Raw genomic sequence first — 22,438 nt, 5'->3', positions numbered from 1 at the left:
GATCGGCATGTCCGCCACGTCGGGCACACCCGCTGAGCAGGCAGCGCCGCCTGCAGCCCCCCTTTCACTCGGCGCCTACTTCATTTCGATGGGCGGCTATCCGAAGGCCGCGAGGCGGGCCGCGTTCGCCGTTCTGATCTCCATGGGCCTCAGCCCGGTCGTCCTCATGACGCTTGTCACCTTCGTCGTGGCCCCGATATCCCAGCAGACGGGCTGGTCGAGGTCGTCCGTGATGTCGATGTTCAGTCTGCCCATGCTGATCGGGGCACTGACGCTGCCCGTGACGGGCAGGTTCGTCGACCGCTGGGGAGCCCGCCGCGTCGCCTTCCCCATGATGACGCTCTATGGCCTGGCCACCGTGGCGATCTGGGCTTCGGGCACGCATCGCGCCCTGCTGCAGACCGCGTTGATCATCTCGGCGACCGCCGGTTTCTCGGCCTCGCTGGGCGTGGGCTTCAAAGTGGTCGCGGCCTGGTTCACCGATCACCGAGGAGCCGGTTTCTCGCTCCTGCTCGGCTCCGCGGTCGGGCTGTTCAGCGCGGTACTGGCACCGGTCGGGAACGTGCTGGTCGAATCGGTGGGCTGGAGGGCGACGTATCTCCTGATCGGCCTTGTCATCCTGCTGGTGGGACTGCCCGCGCAGATCTTACTGCTGCGTGAAGCTCCGGCGGTGCTTCACCCGCGCGGAGCGGACAGCATCCTGCTCGGCGCCGACGAGGCGCGTGACGACGGCCCGTCAGCAGCTCTGTCCACCGCCGTGCGCAGCCGCTCCTGGGTCCTCTACACGGCGCTGCTCGCACTCAGCGGTGGCGCGACCATGGCGGTCCGATCGAACGCCGAGGCGCTGCTGACCCCGCACGGCGTTTCGACGAACGTCATCGCCCTGTCGCTGTCGGCGCTGCTGGTCTCCTCGATCGTGGGTCAGGCCCTGGTCGGCTTTTCCCTGGACCGCTCTCGGAGTTCGCGTGTGATCGCGCCGTTCGTCCTCTGCACTGCACTCGGGTTGCTGCTCGTCGCCGCAGGCGGCCAAGAACTGTGGCTGCTGTTCGTGGGGATGTGCCTGCTGGGTCTCGCCACCGGCGCGGAGAGCTCGATGGGCCCGTTCCTGAGCGCTCGGTACTTCGGGCTCCGCTCCTTCGGACAGATCCAGGGACTCACCATGGCGTTGACCACCACGGCGAACACGCTGGCCCCGGTGCTGGCCGCCGCTGAGCTCAGTCGCGGCCTCGGCTCCGGCGCGTTGCTGACGGCACTGGCCATCGCCAGCGGGATCGCCGTCGCGATGGTCTTCCTCCTGCCCGGCTATCCGACTGCCGACGGACCGACCGCGCGTGCACCTGGACGCGCGCCCGTGGCGCCGGACCGAACCATCGAGCTTCTCGACCATCGGAGTTGATCGTGACCACGACCGATCCGGGACTGCCGTCCTCGCTGCGGCTGGAGCGGGAGGGCGACATCGCCGTCCTGACCATCTCGCGGCAGCACAAGCGCAACGCCCTCGACGACGCCACCGTCGACGGCCTCGGCGGCTTCTTCCACCGGCCGCCGACATGGGCTCGCGCAGTCGTCCTGACCGCCGACGGCGAGCACTTCTCCGCCGGCCTCGATCTCGCCGAGTTGGGCGAACGGGATGCTGTCGGAGGCTTCCACCACTCGCGCGCATGGCACGACGCCTTCACACGGATCGAGGCCGGTGCCGTTCCGGTGATCTCGGTCCTCAAGGGCGCGGTGGTGGGCGGAGGACTCGAACTCGCCGCGGCCACCCACATCCGCGTCGCGGAGCCGTCGGCCTTCTTCGCCCTGCCCGAAGGCCAGCGGGGCCTGTTCGTCGGTGGCGGCGGGTCCGTCCGGGTGCCGCGGCTCATCGGCGTGCACCGGATGACCGACATGATGCTGACCGGGCGCGTGCTGTCCGCGACGGAAGCCGCCCAGTTCGGCCTTGTGCACTACCTCGTGGACGAGGGCGCGGGACTCGCCTCGGCCTCCGAGCACGCCCGGCGGATCGCCGCCAACTCACCCTTCGTCAACTACGCGGTACTTCAGGCGCTGCCCCGGATCGCCGAGACGAGTCCCGAGACGGGGCTGCTGATGGAGTCACTGATGTCGGCCGTGGCACAGAGCGGCAGCGATGCCAAAGAGCGGATGAACGCCTTCCTCACCGGCCGCGCGGCCAAGGTGAACGGTGCGGGGGCTCCGCGGTGAGCGGCCGGAGCGTTTCCGAGCCGCGCCTCTTGTACGGTCCCGACTCGCAAGCCTCCGAGAACGCCAAGGTCCAGGGCTTTCTGCGCTGGCTCTCCGCCGAGAGGGGCATCGACCTCGGGTCGTGGGACGAGCTCTACGCCTGGTCCGTGCGGGAACTCGCGGAGTTCTGGGAATCGGTGTGGGACTACTTCGAGGTCAAGGCCCACTCGCCGTACGAGCGGGTGCTGGACAGTCGTGAGATGCCGGGTGCGCGATGGTTCTGCGGCGCTCGCCTGAACTACGCGGAGCACTGCTTCGGCCGGCCCGAGGACGGCGGAAGGCCCGCGGTCCTGGCCTACTCGCAGACCCGCGAACCGCGTCGACTCACCTTCGACGAGCTGAGGGAAGAGGTGCGCCGCGTGCGCGCCGGGTTGCGGAAGCTCGGTGTCGGGCGAGGCGACCGGGTGGTCGGCTACCTGCCCAACACACCGGAAACATTGGTCGCATTCCTCGCCACGGCCAGCCTGGGAGCGGTCTGGGCCAGCTGCGCCCCCGAGTTCGGCTCGGTCAGCGTCATCGACCGATTCAGCCAGGTCGGGCCGAAGGTGCTGCTTGCCGTCGCGGGTTACACCTACGGCGAGAAGCCCATCGACCGACGGAAGGAGATCGGGGAGATTCGCGCGGCGCTGCCTTCGTTGGAGCACGTCGTCCACGTCCCCTACGGCCCTCTCGTCCTTCCCGACGCCACCTCGTGGGACGACCTGTCGGCGGAGACCGAGGAACCGCTCGACTTCGCGCCGGTGCCCTTCGATCATCCGCTCTACGTGCTGTTCTCGTCGGGGACCACTGGCAAGCCCAAGGCGATCGTGCACGGCCACGGCGGGATCCTGCTCGAACACCTGAAGAATCACGCGCTGCACTGGGACATGGGACCGGAGGACCGGCTCCTGTGGTTCACCACCACAGCGTGGATGATGTGGAACACGCTGGTTTCCGCCCTGTTGGTGCGCTCGTCCCTGGTGATGATCGACGGCGATCCGCTCTACCCCGACCTGCGGGAGCAGTGGCGCCTGGCAGCGGAGACCGGGGCCACCCTCATCGGGGCGAGTCCCGGCTACTTGATGGCCTGCCGGAAGGAGGGCGTCGAGCCTGCCAAGGAGTTCGATCTGTCACGGGTGCGCCAGCTGGGCGCGGCCGGCAGTCCCTTCCCCGCCGAGGGCTTCGAGTGGGTAGCCGAGCAGTTCGGCGACTCGGTGCTTCTCAACGTCGGCAGCGGAGGCACGGACGTGTGCACGGGGCTGGTACAGGGCTCGCCGCTGCAGTCCGTCTGGGCGGGGGAGATGACCGGACCGAGTCTCGGAGTCGACGTCAAGGCCTTCGACGAGTCCGGCAGTGAAGTCGTCGGCCATGTCGGCGAGTTGGTCATCACCTCGCCGATGCCCTCGATGCCGCTCGGCTTCTGGGGCGACGTGGACGGCGAGCGGTTCCGTGCCGCGTATTTCGACCGGTACCCGGGGGTGTTCCGCTTCGGTGACTGGTGCCGTTTCAGCACGGTGGGTTCCTGCCTCATCACCGGTCGCTCCGACGCCACGCTCAACCGCGGCGGCGTACGTCTAGGAACCGCCGAGTTCTACCGCGTCCTCCAGGACATCGAGGAGGTCACCGACAGCGTCGTGGTGCACCTGGAGGACTCCGAGGGCGGCATGGGGCGTCTGATCCTGTTCGTCGTGCTACGGGACACCTCCGAGCTGGACGACGACCTGCGCCACAAGCTCGCGCGTGAACTGCGGACCGCGTTGTCCCCGCGTCACGTGCCGGACGAGATCATCGCTGTCCCGACGGTGCCGTACAGCCGGACAGGCAAGAAACTCGAGGTCCCGGTCAAGCGAATCCTGCAAGGGGCGAGGCCACAGGATGTGGCCTCGCCCGGCGCGCTGAGCGATCCGGCGGCGCTCGACGCCTACGCGAAATTCGCTTCTGAGCCAGGCACGGGATCGCAGTGACCCGGCGCATCGAGACCGTCGCGATCGTCGGGACCGGTGTCATCGGTGCAGGTTGGGCCGCACTGTGCCTGGCACGCGGACTCGACGTGAGCGCCTACGATCCGGCGCCATACGCCGAGCGGAGACTGCGAGTAGCGATCGACGCGGCATGGCCGGCGCTGACCCGACTCGGGCTCGCCGACGGCGCGTCGCGAGACCGTCTGGCCTTCGCGTCCTCCGCGGCCGACGCCGTTGAACAAGCAGACTTCGTCCAGGAGAGCGGCCCCGAGAACCCCGAGCTCAAACAGAGCCTCCTCGCGGAACTCGACGCGGCCGCACTCGCCGACGTGCCGATCGCGAGCAGTTCTTCGGGGCTCATGCCGTCCCAGCTGCAGGAGATGACCGACCAGCACCCCGAGCGGATATTGGTAGGCCACCCCTTCAACCCGGCGCACCTGATCCCGCTCGTCGAGGTGGTCCCAGGAAAGCTCACCACGCCGTCGGTGACCCACTCCACGTCGGCCTTCTACTTCTCTCTCGGCAAGCGCCCGGTCCTGGTCAGACACGAGGTCCCGGGCCACATCACGAACCGGCTCCAAGCCGCCCTGTGGCAGGAGGCCTACTCGTTGGTCGCGCGAGGAGTAGCCACCGTCGCGGACATCGACGCCGCGATCACCAACGGCCCCGGCCTTCGGTGGGCCCTCCTCGGGCCCTTCGCGAACCAGCACCTCTCCGGAGGCGCGGGCGGTCTGGCCCACACGCTCGAGCATCTCGGACCACCCGCCCAGGAGTGGATGGCCGACCTCGGCCGCGTCCACCTCACACCGGCGCTCGTCGACCTCCTGGTCGCCGGCATGGGCGCTGAACTCAGATGCACCGACGAGACCGCTCTCGTCGCCCAGCGCGACGAACTGCTCATCCACCTCATTCTGCAGAAGCGCGGGCTCACGGCACTGCCGTGACGCCCCGACAGACAACACCACCCCCAGACAGGAGCCACACCATGGCCTACGTCGTCACCGCCACCTGGACCGCCCAACCGGGCAAGGAGCACATCGTCCGCGACGCGATCGAAAAGCTGACCCCGCCCTCTCGCCAGGAGCCGGGCAACCGCTTCTACCAGGCCTTCCAGGACCCGGCCGAACCGCTCGTCTTCCGCCTCTTCGAGATCTACGACGACGAGGACGCCTACCTCGCTCACGGGGCATCGGAGCACTTCGCCGAGTACGGCCACGGCGTCGCGATCCCCGTTCTCGCCGGCCGCGAACGTGCCTTCTACGAGACGATCGGCTGACGCACGATGAAGCTGGCGGCCTTCCGCCGTACCGAGGAGCCCGAGGGGACCCGCCGAGTCGGGCTGATCGTCGAGGACGGCTCAGTTTGGACGCTGCACCCGTTCGACGGCGATGTCGACATGGTCACCGTGCTCGCCCTTCCGTCCGCCGACCGCGCGGCCCGGGCGCGGTCCGCTACCCGGAATACCGGACTGCGCTCAGGCGATGTCGTTCTCCTTCCCCCGGTCTATCCCGTGGCGATGCGCGACTTCCTCACCTTCGAGGCGCACGTCGATGGGATGGAGCGCGGGCAGGGCAACCCCGGTCCACCGACGGAGTGGTACGAGGCGCCCGTCTTCCTGTTCATGGCGCCGCACGCCGTCACGGGGCCTTACGACGCCGTACCCATGCCGCCCGGTACGGAACGCCTGGACTTCGAGCTGGAGATCGCGGCGATCGTCTGCCGGGATGTCCGAGACGTCACCCCCGCCCAGGCGCGCGAAGCGATCGGCGGCTATTGCGTGATGAACGACTGGTCGGCACGTGATGTGCAGAGGAAGGAGATGAAACTCAAACTCGGGCCGTCGAAGGGCAAGGACTTCGCGACCACGATCGGTCCATGGGTTGTCACTCCGGACGAGCTTGACGCCCTCCGCGACGCCGACGGCTTCCTCGACCTGGAGATGAGCGTCAAGGTCAACGACACCGAAATCGGCAGAGACCGGTCCGGCCACATGGGCTGGTCGTTCGAGCAACTGGTCTCGCACGCCTCTCAGGCCTCGTGGGTCAAGGCGGGCGAGGTACTCGCGTCAGGCACCTGTGCCACGGGCTCGCTCGCCGAGTCGTGGGGCCGGAACGGTGCGCTTGTCCCGCCGCCCCTGCGGACCGGCGACGTAGTCGAGATGACGATTCAGGGGATCGGCACCCTTCGCAACGTTGTCGCACCGCGGAAAGAGAGCGTGGCGGCGGTCGCGCCGGCCCGACGACGTACAAGGTTGGAGACCTCCGCATGAGCATCCTGATCACCCGCAGCCCCGCTACCGGAAGAGAACTCGCGTCGTACGAGACACATGACGAAGCGGGCGTCGATCAAGCGCTGGCCGATGTCCACGCCGCCTCCGTGGTCTGGCGCAACACGCCCCTCGACGAGCGGCTTGCCCTGCTGCGTGGTGTCGGCAAGGTTCTGACGGAGCGAAAGGAGCGGTATGCAGCGCTGATCACCGCAGAGATGGGCAAACCGATCACGGAGTCGCTCGGTGAGATCGACAAGTGCGCCTGGAACTGCGAGGTGGTCGCCGACCGCGCTCCGGAGTGGCTCGCCGATCATGGGATCGCTTCGGGTGCATCCCGCTCGTGGCTCTCCTACGAGCCGCTTGGCGTAGTCTTCGCCGTGATGCCGTGGAACTTCCCGTTCTGGCAGGTGCTGCGGTTCGCCTGCGCCGCACTGGCCGCCGGAAACGCGGCGTTGCTGAAGCACAGTCCGGATGTGACAGGGTGCGCGCTGGCGATCGAAAAGCTCTTCGTCGGCGCCGGCGCGCCGGAGGGACTGTTCCGCAGTCTCGTCGTTGCGGCCGAGGACGTGCCCGCGGTCTCGCGCCGCGTCGTCGAGGACCCGCGCGTCGCCGCGGTGACCTTTACCGGTAGTGAGCGCGCCGGCTCGTCGATCGCCGCGGTCGCCGGCGCGGCGGTCAAGAAGTCGGTCCTGGAGCTCGGCGGCTCGGACCCGTTCGTGGTCCTCGCCGACGCCGACGTGGTGGCGGCCGCAACCGCCGCGGTCAAGGCGCGCTTCAACAACACCGGTCAGAGCTGTGTGTGTGCCAAGCGGTTCATCGTGCACGAGGACGTGGCCGACGAGTTCACCGAACGCCTCGTCGCAGGCGTCGGGGAGTTGCGGCTGGGCGACCCCACGGACCCGGCGACGACCATCGGCCCGATGGCGCGCGCCGATCTGCGTGACGGAATCCTCCGGCAGATCCAAGGGAGTCTCACGGAGGGCGCCCGCCTTGTCGTGGGTGGCCACGCCGTCAAGGGGCCCGGTTCGTACGTCGAGCCCACCGTGCTGGACGGGGTGGAGCCGGGAATGGCGGTGTTCGCGGAGGAAACCTTCGGCCCCGTGGCCGCGGTGACCCGTGCCAGGGACGACGACCATGCCGTCCGGCTTGCGAACGACACCGTGTTCGGCTTGGGGGCCTCGGTCTGGGGCAGCGCGGAACACGCACTGGCGGTCGGCCGCCGGATCAGGTCGGGTGCCCTCTTCGTCAACGCGGTGGTTGCCTCGGACCCGCGCCTGCCGTTCGGCGGCACAGGCCGAAGCGGATACGGCAGGGAACTGTCGGCGGAGGGCGTGCGCGAGTTCACCAACGTCCGCACGATGGTGGTGGCCTGACCGTCGCACGGTGTCCCTTGTCCGGTCCCCTGACAAGGCGAGGGACGTGCTGGAGCCCGACAGGAAACTCCACCACGGGCAGGCGCTGGGAACGACGGGCCCGACCATGTTCCGAGCTCGGCCGAGGAAGGTTAGGAGGTCACCGAAGGGCACGTCGTGTCAGCTTCGCTGTGGTTCCCGTACGACGGCGATCGCTCGCGGCGCGATGGGCACCACACCGGCCCCGTGCACGGGGCCGTATCGACTCGCTCGGCCTCGACGAGAACGGTGCGCCTGCGATCGTAGAGTTTACCGACCGTGTCTGCCCGGCGGAGAAGGCCGGGTACCGGACCAACGACGTGACCAAACACCGCCGTTGGCTCGATGGGGGATCTACTCGCGCTCGTGAACCACTGCATGACCGCACGAGATTCGTAGGACGCTTGATCACCCCGGATCAGTAACAGGAATTCTGGATCAAGCATCGTTGGGCGCGCATCTCGGCTTCGACCTCTGTTAGTTGACAGGTGGTCGGGCCGAGTACGCCCTACACCGGCCCGACCTTCAGACGAAGGTTCGCCCGCCGGATGGAAGCGTACTGATGGGTCGCGGCGTCCGTGTCCCTGATCGGGGCCCTTGTCTGGGGTGTTATGGCAGTCGCACGCAAGATCGTGGACGCCAAAGACCCTGTGATCGAAGCCATCAAGGCTCTTCGCGCCGTACGCGACGAGTTCCGAGGCTCCGACCCTCAGAGTGAGGACACACAGGGCCCGCCATACGATGTATGACATCGGAGGCGGCCGCGAGAATCGATGGGGTGTCGTCATGTCGGCGCCCCATCATTGTGATGTAGAGGCCTGTGCCGTAGATCTCAGCGGCCCTACTGTCGGATGCGGCGTCCCTGCCGGACGTAGGCGCGGCTGAAGCAGAGGTAGAACGTGCCCTTGGAGACCTCGGCGAGGGTCGTGATGTCCTCGATCCGGGCGTCGGCGATGCCCTTACGGGCGAACACCTCGGCCGCGGCGTCGAGGATGTCCTTGCGGTGTTCCTCCGGCGGCTTGGCGCCCCGTTTCCGCTTGGCGGTGGCGGGGGTTCCCGTCGGCGCTCCTTTTGCCGTCGCGCCCTGTCTGCGCGACCGAATGACTGAATGCAAGTCAATCGTGCGCTCTGGCGGAAGGGCCGGTCTCAGGCCGTGCGGACGTGCGGGGGGCCACGCGTCGGCCGCACGCAGCGGCGGCGCTCAGACCACCTTGTGCTGGCCGCGGCGTCGGACAGGAGGAAGGTGATGGCAGACGCGATCTCCTCGGGTTCGACGAGGATGCCCCCACGGTGCTGTCTTTGATCCAGCTCACCCGGACCGAGCCGTGACTGCGTGCGGTATGGCTGCAAACACACGACGATGCGGAGCCGTTGTTTGCACAGCTGATCGCCGACCGCTACGAGTTGTCCGCCGACGACGTGCGCGTGAAGGCTGGGGCGGTCATGCTCAACGGCTCGCTATGGGCCGCCGCGGAACACTTCACGGAGCATCATATTCCCGGCGAGGACGTCGTGGACGGGCTCCAGCGGGCTTTGCGTTCCGCATTGACAACGGCGGCTCAAGGGCTGCCCGACTGACTACGGCAACGACCGGCCGCACTATGCCGGGACGGCGTCGTCTCCTCCATGCGTGCGACCTTCAATGGCTGCGCTGATTCCTTCACCCATCGGCCCATGCGCCTGTTGGTCCACCGCGGTCCTCAAAATCTTCGGGGGCTTCGGAGTATCAGGAGCCCGCGAAGTAGTCGCATGCGGAGGGCGCGACGCCGGAGTGAGCTGCCCGCGCGTGACCTGAACCGGAAACACAGGGGCGTCTCCGGTTCCTTACAGACCTGGCTCCTGTGTGAGGAGACATCAGCAGCGTCTGGCGGCCGCCACACTGCGGCCGTCGACCACACACCACCTGGTCGGCATGGTGGAATGACAGTCACGTGTCGAGGCCACCACGTCTGATGAGCTGACGCGCAATGACGTTGCGCTGGATCTCGTTGGTACCCTCACCGACAATCATCAGCGGTGCGTCGCGGAAGTACCGCTCGACGTCGAATTCCGTGGAGTAGCCGTAGCCGCCGTGGATACGGACGGCTTTGAGGGCGATCTCCATGGCCGTCTCCGAAGCGAACAGCTTGGCCATGCCGGCCTCCATGTCCACCCGTCGCCCGGCGTCGGCCTCGCGTGCCGCGTGAAGCGTGAGCTGGCGTGCGGCCGAGAGCGAAGTGGCCATGTCCGCCAGGTAGTTGCCGATCGACTGATGCTGCCAGATCGGCCTGCCGAACGACTCACGCTCCTGTGCGTAGGCCAGCGCGTCCTCGAAGGCCGCCCGGCCGACGCCGAGGGCTCGGGCGGCGACCTGGAGCCGCCCCGTTTCCAGCCCCTTCATCATCTGCGAGAACCCTTCACCCTCGACTCCGCCGAGGAGGGCATCGGCTGGGGCCCGGTAGTCCTCGAAGGACAATTCGCAGCTCTCCACGCCCTTGTAGCCGAGTTTGGGCAGGTCGCGGGAGACCGTGAGACCCGGACCGTGCTCGACAAGCAGAATCGACATGCCGTGGCGGGCGGGCGTGGCATCCGGGTTGGTCTTGCACAGCAGGGCGATCAGACGGGACCGCCGCGAGTTGGTGATCCAGGTCTTGGACCCGTTGACCAGGTAGCCGTCCGCGTCCTTGTGCGCGACGGTGCGCATAGCCTGTAGGTCGGAGCCGCCGCCCGGTTCGGTGAGGGCCATGGTGGCCCGCGTCTCGCCGGTTGCCATGCGAGGGAGCCAGCGGTTCTTCTGCTCCTCGGTGCCGAAGTGCAGCAGCAGTTTGGAGACCACGGTGTGGCCGCCCATCGCGCCCGCCAGGCTCATCCAGCCGCGGGCAAGTTCCTCCGTCACCCATACGTAGCAGGACATGGACACGGGTGTGCCGCCGTACTCCTCCGGAATGGCCAGCCCGAAGATGCCGAGCTGTTTCATCTGCTCGATCAGGGCCTCGGGGTAGGTATCGGTATGTTCGAGTTCCCGGACAACGGGCTTGACGTGCTTGTCGACGAAGTCGTGCACGGTGCCCACGACGAACTGCTCGTCCTCCGGCAGCATGCCCAGGGGGCTCATGTCTTGGTACTCCTCGCTGGACGACTCCGGGGCTGGTTCAGGACGGGCGCTTCAGACCACACGGCCCGCATGGAGGGCGGCGATCTCGGCGGTGGTGAAACCGAGTTCAGCCAGAACCGTGTCAGTGTGCCCGCCGATGTCCGGAACGGCGTCCATGCGCGGGCTGGTGCCTGACAGGTCGACGGGCGGCACGAGAGCGGGTACGACGGCGCCGGGAATACTCACCTCGCGCCACCGTCCCCGCTCCCGGAGCACAGGGTGGGCGAGGAAGTCTTCGACGTCGTTGACGCCGGCGTTAGCGATACCAGCGCCGTCCAGCACCTTCGTCACCTGCCGGCTGTCCGATCGCCCGAACCGCTCGGAGACGATCGCGTTGAGCTCCGCGCGGTGCGACACGCGGTCGGGGCCCCTGGCGAAGCGCGGGTCGTCCACGAGGTCGGGACGTTCCAGGACCTGCTCGCACAGCGCGGTCCACTCGCGTTCGTTCTGGACGGAGAACAGAATCTCCTTGCCGTCGGCTGTGGCGTAGGCACCGTACGGAGCAATGGTGGCGTGCTGGGTGCCGATCCGGGGCGGCTGTGTTCCGCTGTGGCGTGTGTAGTAGGCGGGCTGACTCATCCATTCGGCCAGTGCCTCGAACAGCGATACCTCCACAGCGCGCACCACACCGGTGGTCGCCCGAACGTAGAGGGCGGTGAGCAGCCCCGAGTACGCGTACATCCCAGCGGCGATGTCGGCGACCGACACACCGACCCGGGCGGTCTCCTGCCCGCTTCCTGTGAGCGAGACCAGACCTGTCTGGCACTGCACGATCAGGTCGTATGCCTTGCGGTCGGACCACGGTCCGCTGGACCCGTATCCGGAAATGGAACACGGGATCAGTGAGGGGAATTCATCCCGCAGCTCTGAGGGAGCCAGGCCAAGCCTGGCGGCGGCTCCGGGGGCCAGATTCTCGACGAAGACGTCCGCCTGGGCGAGCAGGCGCCCAAGGATGGCTCGGCCCTGTCTCGATTTCACGTCAAGAGTCAGTGACTCTTTGGACCGGTTGAGCCACACGAAATAGCTGGACTGCCCATGCACAGCGGTGTCGTATTGGCGGGCGAAATCGCCTGAGCCGGGACGCTCGACTTTGATTACCCGAGCGCCGAGATCGGCAAGCTGTCGAGTGGCAAAAGGAGCAGCCACTGCTTGCTCGATGCTGACAACGGTGACACCGGAGAGCGGTAGTTGGTGGAATTCGGCCATGCTGTTGCGGTGCCTCCCGTTTTCCACTCTTCCCTCTCCGCCCCTTCCATCTCGTGTGGGGAAACCCCATCATGGCCGTTCATGACAGGCGCGGTGAAATAGCAAGTCGTGATGGCCCCATGCCTTGCGGGCATGGGGCCGACGGCCGGAGGAAGCGTTGGACATCAAACAGCTCAAAGCCGTCGTCACGGTGGCCGAGGTGGGCAGTGTGACGCACGCAGCCGAGTTGCTGCACCTCGTCCAGCCGGCCGTCACCCGACAGATCCGTACTCTGGAACGCGAGCTGGGCGTCGCCCTGTTCGAGCGCACCCGACAGGGAATGCGGCCCACGGAGGCGGGCGCGATCGTGGTCGGCCACGCCCGGCGTGCCCTCAATGAACTCGAACGGGCCCGTGCGGAGGTCCGGCCGTCTCCCGGCGTGGTGACCGGCATCGTGACAGTCGGACTGCTCGAAAGCGCGACCGATTTGCTGGCAGAACCCCTCGTGTCGGCCATAGCGCGCGACCACCCCGGAGTGGAACTGCGCCTGATGACTGCGTACTCGGGTCATCTGCAGCAGTGGCTGGACAACGGGGATCTCGACCTCAGCCTGCTCTACAACCTGGACAGCACAACATCGCTGAATGCACGTCCGCTCGTCCGGGAGAACCTGTGGGTGGTCGCGCCTCCGCCTGCCGGCCTGCGCGCCGACTGCCCCGTCACGTTCGCGCAGGCAGCCGGGCATCCGTTGATCCTGCCCGCTTCCGGGCATGCTCTGCGGACCCTGATCGACGGCGCCGCCGTGCGCGCTGAATCCGCGATGGACATCGCCGTGCAGACCAATTCGATGGGAGTGCAGAAGCAGCTCGTCATGGCCGGCCACGGCTGGACGATCCTGCCCGGTGTGGGTATTGCCCGGGATGTCGCCGATGGGCGGCTGAGCGCCGCGCCTCTGTGCGAGCCGGAGGTGTGGCGCTCGATTGTCCTCGGCACACCCCGCGCAGGCCGTACCCCGCCCGCCGTCGAGGTGGTTGCCCAGGCGCTGGCCGGCCAGATCGACTCGGCCGTACGGGCGGGAAGATGGCCGTCCGCCAGGCCTCAGACGCCCGGCACGGCTGCGCAAAAGACGTAACCGAACCCTCTTCATGCAAGAACAGCGTCCGTTCGGGTTTCATGCCGTGCGGGCATGGGGGCATCACGTCTTTCTATCGTCCGATCCCGGCCGTTGGCGCTGTCCGCCAGGGAGACTCATGTCTCATGGCGTACCCCCCGAGCCCGCTCGCCACGTACATCGAGTCGTGGACGCCCTGCCCCATCACCGACGAGGACGACCTTTCCGCCGCCCCCGTCGCGGCGATGTCGGCGCTCCTCGACCAGTCGGAAGCCGTTGCGACCGACGACAGGCCGCTGCCGCCGCTGTGGCATTGGCTGTACTTCCTTCACTGGCCGGCGCAGAACGAGCTCGGAGCCGACGGCCATCCGCGGTCCGGGCACTTCCTCCCGCCTCTCCCGCATCGGCAAAGGATGTTCGCGGGAGGACGCTGTGAGGTCAACGAACCACTGCGTCTTGGCGAGCGGACCCTGCGCATCAGCAGTCTGGAGAAGGCGACGGCCAAGTACGGCAGCACGGGAGAGCTCCTCTTCGTGACGCTGCGCCACGAGTTCCGCCAGCGCGGACGCACCTGCCTGGTTGAAGAGCAGGACATCGTGTACCGCTCGGGGGGCAGCCCCCGCCAGGACCGTTCCGCCGCGCCCGGCAGCATCACCGGGCTGCCGTCCGGCGAACCCTGGCAACTGTCTCTGCTTCCGGATCCGACACTGCTCTTCCGCTTCAGCGCACTCACCGCGAACGCACACCGCATCCACTACGACATGCCCTACGCCCGGGGCCAGGAAGGCCATCCCGGCCTTCTCGTCCACGGTCCGCTACTGGCTCTCCTGATGCTTGAACTCCCGCGCCGCAACGCTCCCTTGCGGCGGATCAAGGCACTCACCTACCAGTTGAGGAAGCCCGTGTTCGCGGGCGAGCACCTGCTGGCGGGCGGGACACCCTCGCAGGGTCATGCGGACCTCCACATCTCGACGGGCCGGGACGCGCGATCGGCCGCCGCCGAGGTGTCCTTCGCGTGATGCAGCCTTCATCCGACTGAACTCCCGCCTGTTGACGTGACAGCCCCGCGATGGAAATCTAATACGCGTATTTGAGAATGTCATTCTCGTTCAGAGTGAATGATGCTTCGAGATCTGGGGCTCAGAGCCCTCAAGAGGAGAGGTGGAGCTGTGCCACACTTCGCGAAGCCCGCTGCCGGAAGCTGGACCGAGCAGCATCCCGAGCTGGGAACCGCCCCCGTCAGCTACACCGACTCGATCGACCCTGCGTATTACGAGGCCGAGCGAGAAGCGATCTTCATGCGGACTTGGCTGAACGTCGGGCGCGTGGAATCCCTTCCGCGGACGGGAAGCTACTTCACGAAGGAAGTGGCCGCTGCCGGAACCTCATTGGTGATCGTCAGGGGAACCGACCAGAAGATCCGGGCGTTCCACAACGTCTGCCGGCACCGCGGCAACAAGCTGATGTGGAACGACTTCCCTGACGAGGAAATGGCCGGTACCTGCCGCCAGTTCGTCTGCAAGTACCACGCCTGGCGCTACGACCTCACCGGCAAGCTCACCTTCGTTCAGCAGGAGGGCGAGTTCTTCGACCTCGACAAGGCCGACTACGGCCTCAAGGAGGTCGCCTGCGACGTCTGGGAGGGCTTCGTCTTCGTCAACCTGGACCCGCAGGAGACGCTGTCGGAGTACCTCGGCGACATGGCCAAGGGCCTGGAGGGCTACCCGTTCCACGAGATGACGGAGGTCTTCTCGTACAAGGCGGAGGTCGGCAGCAACTGGAAGCTGTTCATCGACGCGTTCGCCGAGTTCTACCACGCGCCCGTCCTCCATCAGAAGCAGGCCACCAAGGAGGAAGCGGAGAAGCTGCTCGGCCACGGCTACGAGGCGCTCCACTACGAGTTGCACAGCCCGCATTCGATGATCTCCTCCTGGGGCGGAATGGCGCCGCCGAAGGACCTCTCGATGGTGAAACCCATCGAACGCGCCCTGCGCAGCGGTCTGTTCGGCCCGTGGGACCGACCCGCCATCGATGGCCTCGACCCACTGCCGCCCGGCATCAACCCCGCCGGGCACAAGTCCTGGGGTACCGACTCCTTCGTGCTGTTCCCCAACTTCATGCTGCTGATCTGGGCCCCCGGCTGGTACTTGACGTACCACTACTGGCCGACCGCGGTCGACCGGCACGTTTTTGAGGCCAAGCTCTGCTTCGTGCCCGCCAAGACGGCACGCGAGCGGCTGGCCCACGAACTCGCTGCTGTGACCTTCAAGGAGTACGCGCTCCAGGACGGCAACACCCTGGAAGCGACCCAGACCATGCTCGCGTCGCGAGTGATCACCGAATTCCCCCTGAACGATCAGGAGATCCTGCTCCGCCATCTGCACAAGGTGGTCGGGGACTACGTCGAGGAGCACGCCGATGCTGCCAGCTGAGTTCGCCGAACTGGAGCCGTTCAGCGACTGGATTCTCAACAGCGAACCTGAGCGCTACGCCAAGCGTCTGGCCAGCTCCATGCCGGAGATGCAGGCCTTCTACGACGCCGCGTTCCCCCTGATCGACTCCGTCGGGACCCACCTCGACCGGTTCCCGCTCGATGAACTCCCCGAGCCCGAACGCAACCTGATGCTGATGATGCTCTCCCTCATCACGGTGTCGTTCCCGGTCGAGGTGTGGAAGCAGCCACGCGTCCCCGACGCCGGAGCCGCCTACCTGGACGTCATGGCGGAGCCTGCGATCTGACGTCGCCGAACCTCGATTGGAGGATTGACCCTGTGGCCCTTTACCCGAAGCCACCCGAGGGCAGTTGGACGGAGCACTACGCGGACGTCGGGACGGGGGTGGTGTCCTACGAGGACTGCATCTCGCCCGAGTTCTACGAGGTAGAGCGTGAGGCAATCTTCAAACGCGCATGGCTGAACGTCGGACGCGTCGAGGACCTGCCCCGCAAGGGAACCTACTTCACGAGAGAGATCGAGGTCGCAAAGACATCGATCATCGTCGTACGTGACCTGGAGGGCCAGGTCCGGGCGTTCCACAACATCTGCCGGCACCGCGGCAACAAGCTGATGTGGAACGACTTCCCTCGCGAGGAGACCAAGGGCTCCTGCCGGGCGTTCACCTGCAAGTACCACGGGTGGCGCTACGCGCTGGACGGATCATGCACCTTCGTGCAGCAGGAGAGCGAGTTCTTCAACCTCGACAAAACCGACTACGGACTGGCCCCAGTGCACTGCGAGGTGTGGGCCGGATTCGTCTTCGTCAACCTGGCACAGGAACCGTCCCAGTCCCTGCGGGAGTTCCTCGGCCCGATGATCTCGGCACTCGACGGCTACCCGTTCGGCCGGATGACCGAACGCTACGACTTCCGCGCCGACGTCAACTGCAACTGGAAGGTCTTCCTGGACGCGTTCCAGGAGTACTACCACGTACCCGTGCTCCACTCGCAGGAGGCAACCCCCGCAGCCCGGCCCAAGATGAACGGCTTCGAGGCACCGCACTACCAACTCGACGGCCCGCACCGGATGGTCAGCACGTCCAGCGTGCCGCGGCGCCTGTGGCCAGCCGACTACCAGTACCCCATCGAGATCGCCACCCGAAGCGGCCTGTTCGGCCCGTGGGACGAACCGGACCTCGGCGAGGCCCTCCCCGGCACCAACCCCGGCGGGGTCAGGAAGTGGTCCATGGACAACTTCCAGATCTTCCCGAACACGGAGATCCTGATCTGGGCCAATGGCTGGTACCTCACCTATCGCTACTGGCCCACCTCGTACAACACCCACAGGTTCGACGGAACCTTGTTCTTCCCTCCCGCCACGACCGCCAGCCAACGTGCAGCCAACGAGTGCGCGGTCGTGATGTTCAAGGAGTTCGCACTCCAGGACGCCGGCACTCTGGTGGGCACCCAGCGGGCGCTGGAATCACGGGCGGCCCGCGACGACTTTCCCCTGAACGACCAGGAACTCCTGGTCCGGCACTTCCACAAGTCGGTCGCCGACTGGGTCGAGGAATACGAACACAAGATCGTGGGAGTGTGACCGCATGTCAGACACCCTCCTCCCGGTCGAGTTCACAGACCTGGAACCCTTCGCGGCAACATGGTGCCTGGCCACCGAATCCGAGCGCTGGGCACAGCGCATGGCGAGCACCATGAGCGACCTCCAGCCGTTCTACGACGCCGGCTTCCCCAGGATCGGGGAAGCTCTCGCCCACTGCGACAAGTTCCCACTGCACGAACTGCCCGACGACGCGCGACATCTGCTCCAGCTCGTGCACTCGATCGTCCTGGTGTCGATGTGCGTGGAGATCTGGCACCAGCCCAAGGTCGTCGACGGCGGCAACGCAGAGATCCACCGAATCGCAGAACCTGCTCCCTGACCCTGTCCGACGACGGCCGCGGCGCCGCCCAGGCGCCGAGAACGAGAGGTGATCGCGTGATGCGATCGGTGAGGCACAACACGGACGTGGCCGACCTCGAACTGTCCTGCGGGCTCCCGCCGGGCCCGGATTTCGCCGAACTGAGCGTACTGGCCGAGGAACTCGGCTACAGCCGGGTGTGGATCTACGACTCGGCACCGCTGTGGGAGGACCCCTTCGTCCACCTCGCCCTCGCCGCTGAGCGCACGACCCGCATTGGACTCGCCACCGCTGTCCTCATCCCCAGCCAACGATCGGTGATGACCATGGCGTCCGGGATCGCCGCCATCGCCCGCATCTCCGGTGGACGCTTCCGGGCTTGCTTCGGCACGGGTTTCACGGCGCATCTGGCCGTGGGCCAACGCCCGATGAAGCTGGTCGATCTCATGGACTACGTCACGGCCCTGCGTCAACTCCTCGCCGGCCGGACCGCGACGGTGGACGGTGAACCCGTCCGGATGCTGCACGCGGACGGCCTGACCGTGGCAAGGCCGATCGAGGTGCCCCTGTGGATCAGCGTCTTCGGCCCCAGGGGCACCGCACTGGCCGAAGGGGTAGCCGACGGAATCATCGGTCCCCCGCACGCCACACTTCCCACCGCGGTCATCATGTCCGGCACAGTGCTCAACCCGGATGAGGACCAGGAGTCGAGCCGCGTCCGGGACGCTATCGGAGCGTGGCGGGTGGTCGACTGGCACAACGCGTATGCCAAGGGCGGTGCGGAGACCGTCGACGCTCTGCCCGGCGGCAAGACCTGGCGGGAGTCGCTCGAAGCGCTCGCCCCGGAGAGCGAACGCCATCTGCTGACCTTCGAAGGGCACGTCACTCACCTGCCCGACCGCGATCGCCCACTCCTTGACCACATCGACCTCAAGACCATGGTCGGCGACCCGCACCGCATCGGCAGACAGCTCTCACGGCTCGCCGGAGCCGGCTTCCACGAGATCATCTACACCCCGACCGGTCTCGACGTGCCCCGCGAACTGCGCACCTTCGCCGAGGCACACCACTCACAGGCGACAACCGGGAACGCCGCGGTGCACCAAGTTCATTGATGCGTCCGGAGACGCCGGTAGTTGACCGGCGTCCCGAGCCCCACTCCGTTATGCGAGGCGCCGGCGCATAGCCGAACTGATGCCATTGTGGCTATGTGCAACCGACGATGATTGTTTACGCCTGGGGTGCGGTCTTCTGCTTGAGGCGTTCGTAGGGAGTTTGGCTGCCGAGGCCGCCAAAGACCTGCGGGCACTGTGCGAAACCGTCCTCTCACGCACCTCGCCCGCCGACGTCGCCGACTTCGTCACCGACCACCTCCCCGGCCCCCGCAGCGCCCTCGCGCTGGCCTGCGTCCTGCAGCTGACCGACACCGACGACGGCGCCCGCTGCTGGTGGCAGTACGCCGCCGGCGCCGGCCAGAGCGCGGCCGCCTATTGCCTCTACCTGCACCACCTCTCCAACGGGGAGGACGACATCGCCGACTGGTGGCAGCAGCAGACCGACGCCACTGCCACCCCGATCCCCACCGACGTCCCTGGCTGGGGCGGGTGTCAGCGGCTCCACCGAGGCGAGCCCAATGGGCCCCACCGGCGGGGGCGTTCGGGGGTACTGAGGGGTGGTGGCGAGGCGAAGTGGCCCCACCTTGGGCCTTGCGGTGGAACGGTGGATGTGGTCCGCCGGGGGTGGGTGCTGCGCATGGCCTTGTCCAAGCAGGAGTTGTTCGACCGGATTCGCCGGGACAGCTGGCAGCTGAAGCTGTCGATCCGGGCGTTGTCGCGGAAGTACGGGGTGCACCGGCGTCTGGTACGTGAGGCTCTGGCCTCGCCGGTGGCCAATCCCCGGAAGCGTCCGGTGCGGATCTCTCCGCGGATGGAGCCGTACAAGAAGACGGTGGATGAGTGGCTGCGGGCGGATCTGGAGGCGCCGCGCAAGCAGCGGCACACCGCCAAGCGGATCGGCACGTGGTTGGAGGAGGAGTTCGGGGTCACGCTTCCGTACACCACGGTGCGGGACTTCGTCACGGCCCGCCGACGGGCGATCGCGGCGCAGGAAGGTGTCCCGGCCGAGGGCTACTTGACCCGACACAATGTGCCGGGCGCCGATGCCGAGGTCGACTTCGGAGAGGTCTGGGTCGATCTCGCCGGAGAGCGGGTGAAGTGCTTCCTGTTCGCGTTCCGGCTGGCCTACTCGGGCCGGTCGGTACACCGCATTTCCCGATCGTGCGGACAGCAGGCGTTCTTCGAGGGGCACGTCCACGCCCTGCAGGTGCTGGGCGGGGTGCCGGCGGGCCAGGTGCGCTACGACAACCTCACCCCGGCTGTCCGCAAGGTCGTCTTCCGCAGCCGGCTGCGGGAGGAGAACCCAAGGTGGACCGCGATGCGGGAGTTCTACGGATTCACCGCGTTCTACTGCGAGCCGGGACTTCGCGGGGCCCATGAGAAGGGCGGGGTGGAGGGCCAGGTCGGTTACTTCCGCCGTAACTATCTCACCCCGGTTCCACGGGTGGAGACGCTGGAGGAACTCAACTGCCGGATCGCCGAGTTCGAGGATCGCGAGACGGGCGGCCGTATCGGATCGCGGATCCGGACGATCGGCCAGGACTTCGCGCGGGAGGCGCCGCATCTGCTGCCTCTGCCAGCCGAGCCGTTCGAGACGGCGATGACCTTTGAGCCCCGGGTCGACCGCTACAGCCGGATCACGGTCAGGATGTGCTCGTACTCCGTCCCGGTCCGCTTCATCGACCGCAAGGTCACTGTTCATCTGACCGGCGACACCCTTGTCGTGTTCGACAACCGTCGCGAGATCGCCCGGCATCCGCGGCTCGCCGGCCGCGGTCTGGAACACCTGCTCCTGGACCACTACCTGGAGGTGCTGCTGCGCAAGCCCGGCGCGCTCGATCGCTCCGAGGCCCTGCACCAGGCCCGCGCCGAGGGCACCTTCACCGCCGCGCACGAGGCGTTCTGGGCCATGGCCAAGCAGCAGTTGGGCGAGGACGACGGAACGACAGCCCTGGTCAGGGTGTTGCTGCTGCACCGCCATCAGCAGCATGCAGACATGATCGCCGGGCTTCGAGCCGCTGTCGAGCTGGGCATCTGCAGCGAGGACGTCGTCGCGCTGGAGGCCCGCAAGGCCGCTCAGATTGCCGGCCGGGCTCCGACCGTCACCGCGACGCCGGTGCCGGACCGGCCGGAGCCCCCGGAGCTGCCGCAGGTCAGCCATCTCACCTCGCGCCGCTTGGCCAAGCCCCTGCCCGATGATGTCCGGCCCCTGCCCCGCCTTGAGCAGTGGGACGAGCTGCTGCACCTTCACCGCAAGGAGTCGCCATGACCGCCCACCACGCGCTCACCGCACAGGCATCCGACGCCGCGATCGACACCGCCTGCCGCATGCTCCGGCTGCCCACCATGCGGGCCCAGGCCACCGACACCATCGCCCGCGCCGAACGCGAAGGGCTCTCCTACGCTGGATTCCTCGCCGAACTGCTGCTGGCCGAGTGCGAGGACCGCGACCGCCGCCGGGCCGAACGCCGCATCCGGGCCGCCCACTTCCCCCGGGAGAAGTCCCTGCGCGACTTCGACTACCGCGCGAATCCCAACGTCGATCCGGCGGTCATCCACAGTCTCGCCACCTGCGAGTGGATCACCAAGGGCTACCCGCTGTGTCTGATCGGAGATTCCGGCACCGGCAAGTCCCACCTGCTGATCGGGCTGGGCATGGCGGCCGCGATGGCCGGCTACCGCGTCCGCTACACCACCGCCGCGGCTCTGGTGAACGAGCTGGTCGAAGCCGCCGATGACAAGCAGCTCGGCAAGACCATCGCCCGCTACGGGCGCGTCGACCTCCTCGAAATCGACGAACTCGGCTACCTCGAACTGGACCGCCGCGGGGCGGAGATGCTCTTCCAAGTTCTCACGGAACGTGAGGAGAAGAACAGCATCGCGATCGCCTCCAACGAGGCGTTCACGGGCTGGAGCAAGACCTTCAGCGATCCTCGACTCTGCGCGGCGATTGTGGACCGGCTCACTTTCAACGCCGCCCTCATCGAGACCGGCACCGAGTCATACCGCCTGGCCCGCGCCAAGGCCAAGAACGCCGGGACGAAGTAACCGACGCCCCTAAGGTGAAAGCAGTTCAGAGTGCTACAGCGCGGTGATTTTTGCGATCTTGCGGACCACAGCTGCCAATTTGCGCCGCTCATCCAGGGGCCAGCCGTCAAGGGGCATCTCCTGAAGCCCCATAAGCACACCCTCCAACATGTTCACCGCCCGCTGGGCCTGCTCGGTCAGTTCCGGAGAGTTCTTCCCTGAACGCTTGCCGGGGCTATTAGCGGGGGCACCGGCTGCGACGCCAATGGGCAAACCATTGACCGTGTAGTGCTTGCCATCGGTTCCGGTGATCGCCACAGGTGCGTCAGATGACGCACCTGACCGCCGCACGGTTGGTTCGCTCAGCCCGGTCGCCGACGAGATGGCGCGGTTGCTCATGCCCACCTTCCGCATGGACGCGACAACCCCGGATCGCTCATCGCGGCCGATCTTGGTTGACCTCACCTCACCAAATTCAGCGGTGCAGTACGCGTCCCAAGAGACATAGTCGAGTGCCTCCCACGCTCGCGAGGCGTATGCCCGACGGACCAGTTCCCAGACATCTTCTAGCGTGCGGCGAATCTGATCCGTCAGGGACCGCGCCTCTGTCGGTGATAGCAGTACTGGTCCATCGGCGGCGAGATCGGTCACAGCGAGATTATGCCCCGGAGAC

21 protein-coding genes are annotated in these 22,438 nt (G+C 67.1%); 17 read left to right on the top strand and 4 right to left on the bottom strand.

Going from position 1 to position 22,438, the window contains the following annotated elements; all coding sequences use genetic code 11:
* Positions 1 to 7 precede the first annotated feature (7 nt).
* From ACQHII_RS08745 to ACQHII_RS08715, 7 genes are all read left to right on the top strand, one after another.
* Positions 8 to 1,396 carry an MFS transporter gene (locus ACQHII_RS08745; protein ID WP_427918724.1) on the top strand — a complete coding sequence of 463 codons (1,389 nt, stop codon included), beginning with the start codon at positions 8 to 10 and terminating at the stop codon, positions 1,394 to 1,396.
* 2 nt (positions 1,397 to 1,398) lie between these two features.
* Complete coding sequence (locus tag ACQHII_RS08740; RefSeq protein ID WP_427918723.1) at positions 1,399 to 2,202, top strand: crotonase/enoyl-CoA hydratase family protein; 804 nt, start codon at positions 1,399 to 1,401, stop codon at positions 2,200 to 2,202.
* Between the two features lie 29 nt (positions 2,203 to 2,231).
* Entirely contained in the window at positions 2,232 to 4,184 is a 1,953-nt protein-coding gene (locus ACQHII_RS08735) for an acetoacetate--CoA ligase (protein ID WP_427918722.1), read from the top strand.
* Positions 4,181 to 5,125, top strand: coding sequence for a 3-hydroxyacyl-CoA dehydrogenase NAD-binding domain-containing protein (locus tag ACQHII_RS08730; RefSeq protein WP_427918721.1), 945 nt, complete (start codon positions 4,181 to 4,183; stop codon positions 5,123 to 5,125). Before ACQHII_RS08735 ends, ACQHII_RS08730 begins: the two co-directional genes overlap by 4 nt.
* A gap of 41 nt (positions 5,126 to 5,166) precedes the next feature.
* Complete coding sequence (locus tag ACQHII_RS08725) at positions 5,167 to 5,457, top strand: putative quinol monooxygenase (RefSeq protein ID WP_427918720.1); 291 nt, start codon at positions 5,167 to 5,169, stop codon at positions 5,455 to 5,457.
* A gap of 120 nt (positions 5,458 to 5,577) precedes the next feature.
* On the top strand, positions 5,578 to 6,450 hold the full coding sequence (locus ACQHII_RS08720) for a fumarylacetoacetate hydrolase family protein (RefSeq protein WP_427918719.1): 873 nt from the start codon (positions 5,578 to 5,580) through the stop codon (positions 6,448 to 6,450).
* Positions 6,447 to 7,823 (top strand): aldehyde dehydrogenase family protein, encoded by a 1,377-nt coding sequence (locus ACQHII_RS08715; RefSeq protein ID WP_427918718.1) that lies wholly within the window; start codon positions 6,447 to 6,449, stop codon positions 7,821 to 7,823. Before ACQHII_RS08720 ends, ACQHII_RS08715 begins: the two co-directional genes overlap by 4 nt.
* Positions 7,824 to 8,682: 859 nt before the next feature.
* Here the strand turns inward: ACQHII_RS08715 and ACQHII_RS08710 are convergent.
* Complete coding sequence (locus ACQHII_RS08710) at positions 8,683 to 8,955, bottom strand: TetR/AcrR family transcriptional regulator (protein ID WP_427918717.1); 273 nt, start codon at positions 8,953 to 8,955, stop codon at positions 8,683 to 8,685.
* A 215-nt stretch (positions 8,956 to 9,170) separates the two neighbouring features.
* Between ACQHII_RS08710 and ACQHII_RS08705 the strand changes: the two genes are divergently transcribed.
* Positions 9,171 to 9,419, top strand: coding sequence for a hypothetical protein (locus tag ACQHII_RS08705; RefSeq protein WP_427925259.1), 249 nt, complete (start codon positions 9,171 to 9,173; stop codon positions 9,417 to 9,419).
* A gap of 349 nt (positions 9,420 to 9,768) precedes the next feature.
* On the opposite strand, the gene ACQHII_RS08700 is transcribed toward ACQHII_RS08705, so the two are convergent.
* Together ACQHII_RS08700 and ACQHII_RS08695 are read right to left on the bottom strand one after the other, a co-directional pair.
* The gene (locus ACQHII_RS08700; RefSeq protein WP_427918716.1) at positions 9,769 to 10,935 is read right to left on the bottom strand and encodes an acyl-CoA dehydrogenase family protein; all 1,167 of its coding nucleotides are present in this window, start codon (positions 10,933 to 10,935) and stop codon (positions 9,769 to 9,771) included.
* A gap of 51 nt (positions 10,936 to 10,986) precedes the next feature.
* A complete protein-coding gene (locus ACQHII_RS08695; RefSeq protein WP_427918715.1) occupies positions 10,987 to 12,180 on the bottom strand; it encodes a CaiB/BaiF CoA transferase family protein in 1,194 nt (397 codons plus the stop codon).
* A 157-nt stretch (positions 12,181 to 12,337) separates the two neighbouring features.
* Here ACQHII_RS08695 and ACQHII_RS08690 point away from each other — a divergent pair, with 157 nt between their 5' ends.
* The 9 genes from ACQHII_RS08690 to istB all read left to right on the top strand — a co-directional run bounded on the left by ACQHII_RS08690 (position 12,338) and on the right by istB (position 21,786).
* Positions 12,338 to 13,291: a LysR family transcriptional regulator gene (locus ACQHII_RS08690; protein ID WP_427918714.1), complete on the top strand. Its 954-nt coding sequence runs from the start codon at positions 12,338 to 12,340 to the stop codon at positions 13,289 to 13,291.
* A gap of 125 nt (positions 13,292 to 13,416) precedes the next feature.
* On the top strand, positions 13,417 to 14,289 hold the full coding sequence (locus ACQHII_RS08685) for a hypothetical protein (RefSeq protein ID WP_427918713.1): 873 nt from the start codon (positions 13,417 to 13,419) through the stop codon (positions 14,287 to 14,289).
* Between the two features lie 150 nt (positions 14,290 to 14,439).
* Positions 14,440 to 15,702, top strand: a complete 1,263-nt coding sequence (locus tag ACQHII_RS08680) for an aromatic ring-hydroxylating oxygenase subunit alpha (protein ID WP_427918712.1) — start codon at positions 14,440 to 14,442, stop codon at positions 15,700 to 15,702.
* Positions 15,689 to 16,009: a hypothetical protein gene (locus ACQHII_RS08675; protein ID WP_427918711.1), complete on the top strand. Its 321-nt coding sequence runs from the start codon at positions 15,689 to 15,691 to the stop codon at positions 16,007 to 16,009. The genes ACQHII_RS08680 and ACQHII_RS08675 overlap by 14 nt, the downstream gene beginning before the upstream one ends.
* 32 nt (positions 16,010 to 16,041) lie before the next feature.
* The gene (locus tag ACQHII_RS08670; RefSeq protein WP_427918710.1) at positions 16,042 to 17,304 is read left to right on the top strand and encodes an aromatic ring-hydroxylating oxygenase subunit alpha; all 1,263 of its coding nucleotides are present in this window, start codon (positions 16,042 to 16,044) and stop codon (positions 17,302 to 17,304) included.
* A gap of 4 nt (positions 17,305 to 17,308) precedes the next feature.
* Complete coding sequence (locus tag ACQHII_RS08665) at positions 17,309 to 17,644, top strand: hypothetical protein (protein ID WP_427918709.1); 336 nt, start codon at positions 17,309 to 17,311, stop codon at positions 17,642 to 17,644.
* Between the two features lie 59 nt (positions 17,645 to 17,703).
* Positions 17,704 to 18,738, top strand: a complete 1,035-nt coding sequence (locus tag ACQHII_RS08660) for an LLM class flavin-dependent oxidoreductase (RefSeq protein WP_427918708.1) — start codon at positions 17,704 to 17,706, stop codon at positions 18,736 to 18,738.
* A gap of 637 nt (positions 18,739 to 19,375) precedes the next feature.
* On the top strand, positions 19,376 to 21,007 hold the full coding sequence (gene istA, locus ACQHII_RS08655; protein WP_427925258.1) for an IS21 family transposase: 1,632 nt from the start codon (positions 19,376 to 19,378) through the stop codon (positions 21,005 to 21,007).
* Positions 21,004 to 21,786 carry an IS21-like element helper ATPase IstB gene (gene istB, locus ACQHII_RS08650; protein ID WP_427918707.1) on the top strand — a complete coding sequence of 261 codons (783 nt, stop codon included), beginning with the start codon at positions 21,004 to 21,006 and terminating at the stop codon, positions 21,784 to 21,786. Before istA ends, istB begins: the two co-directional genes overlap by 4 nt.
* A gap of 33 nt (positions 21,787 to 21,819) precedes the next feature.
* On the opposite strand, the gene ACQHII_RS08645 is transcribed toward istB, so the two are convergent.
* Entirely contained in the window at positions 21,820 to 22,416 is a 597-nt protein-coding gene (locus ACQHII_RS08645; RefSeq protein WP_427918706.1) for a hypothetical protein, read from the bottom strand.
* Between the last annotated feature and the right edge of the window lie 22 nt (positions 22,417 to 22,438).

The organism is Streptomyces sp. cg40 (assembly GCF_050320165.1).
GTDB classification, from domain to species: Bacteria; Actinomycetota; Actinomycetes; order Streptomycetales; family Streptomycetaceae; genus Streptomyces; species Streptomyces hokutonensis.
The sequence above is the reverse complement of the archived record's forward strand: the minus strand, read 5'-3'. Positions and strand labels throughout refer to the sequence as shown.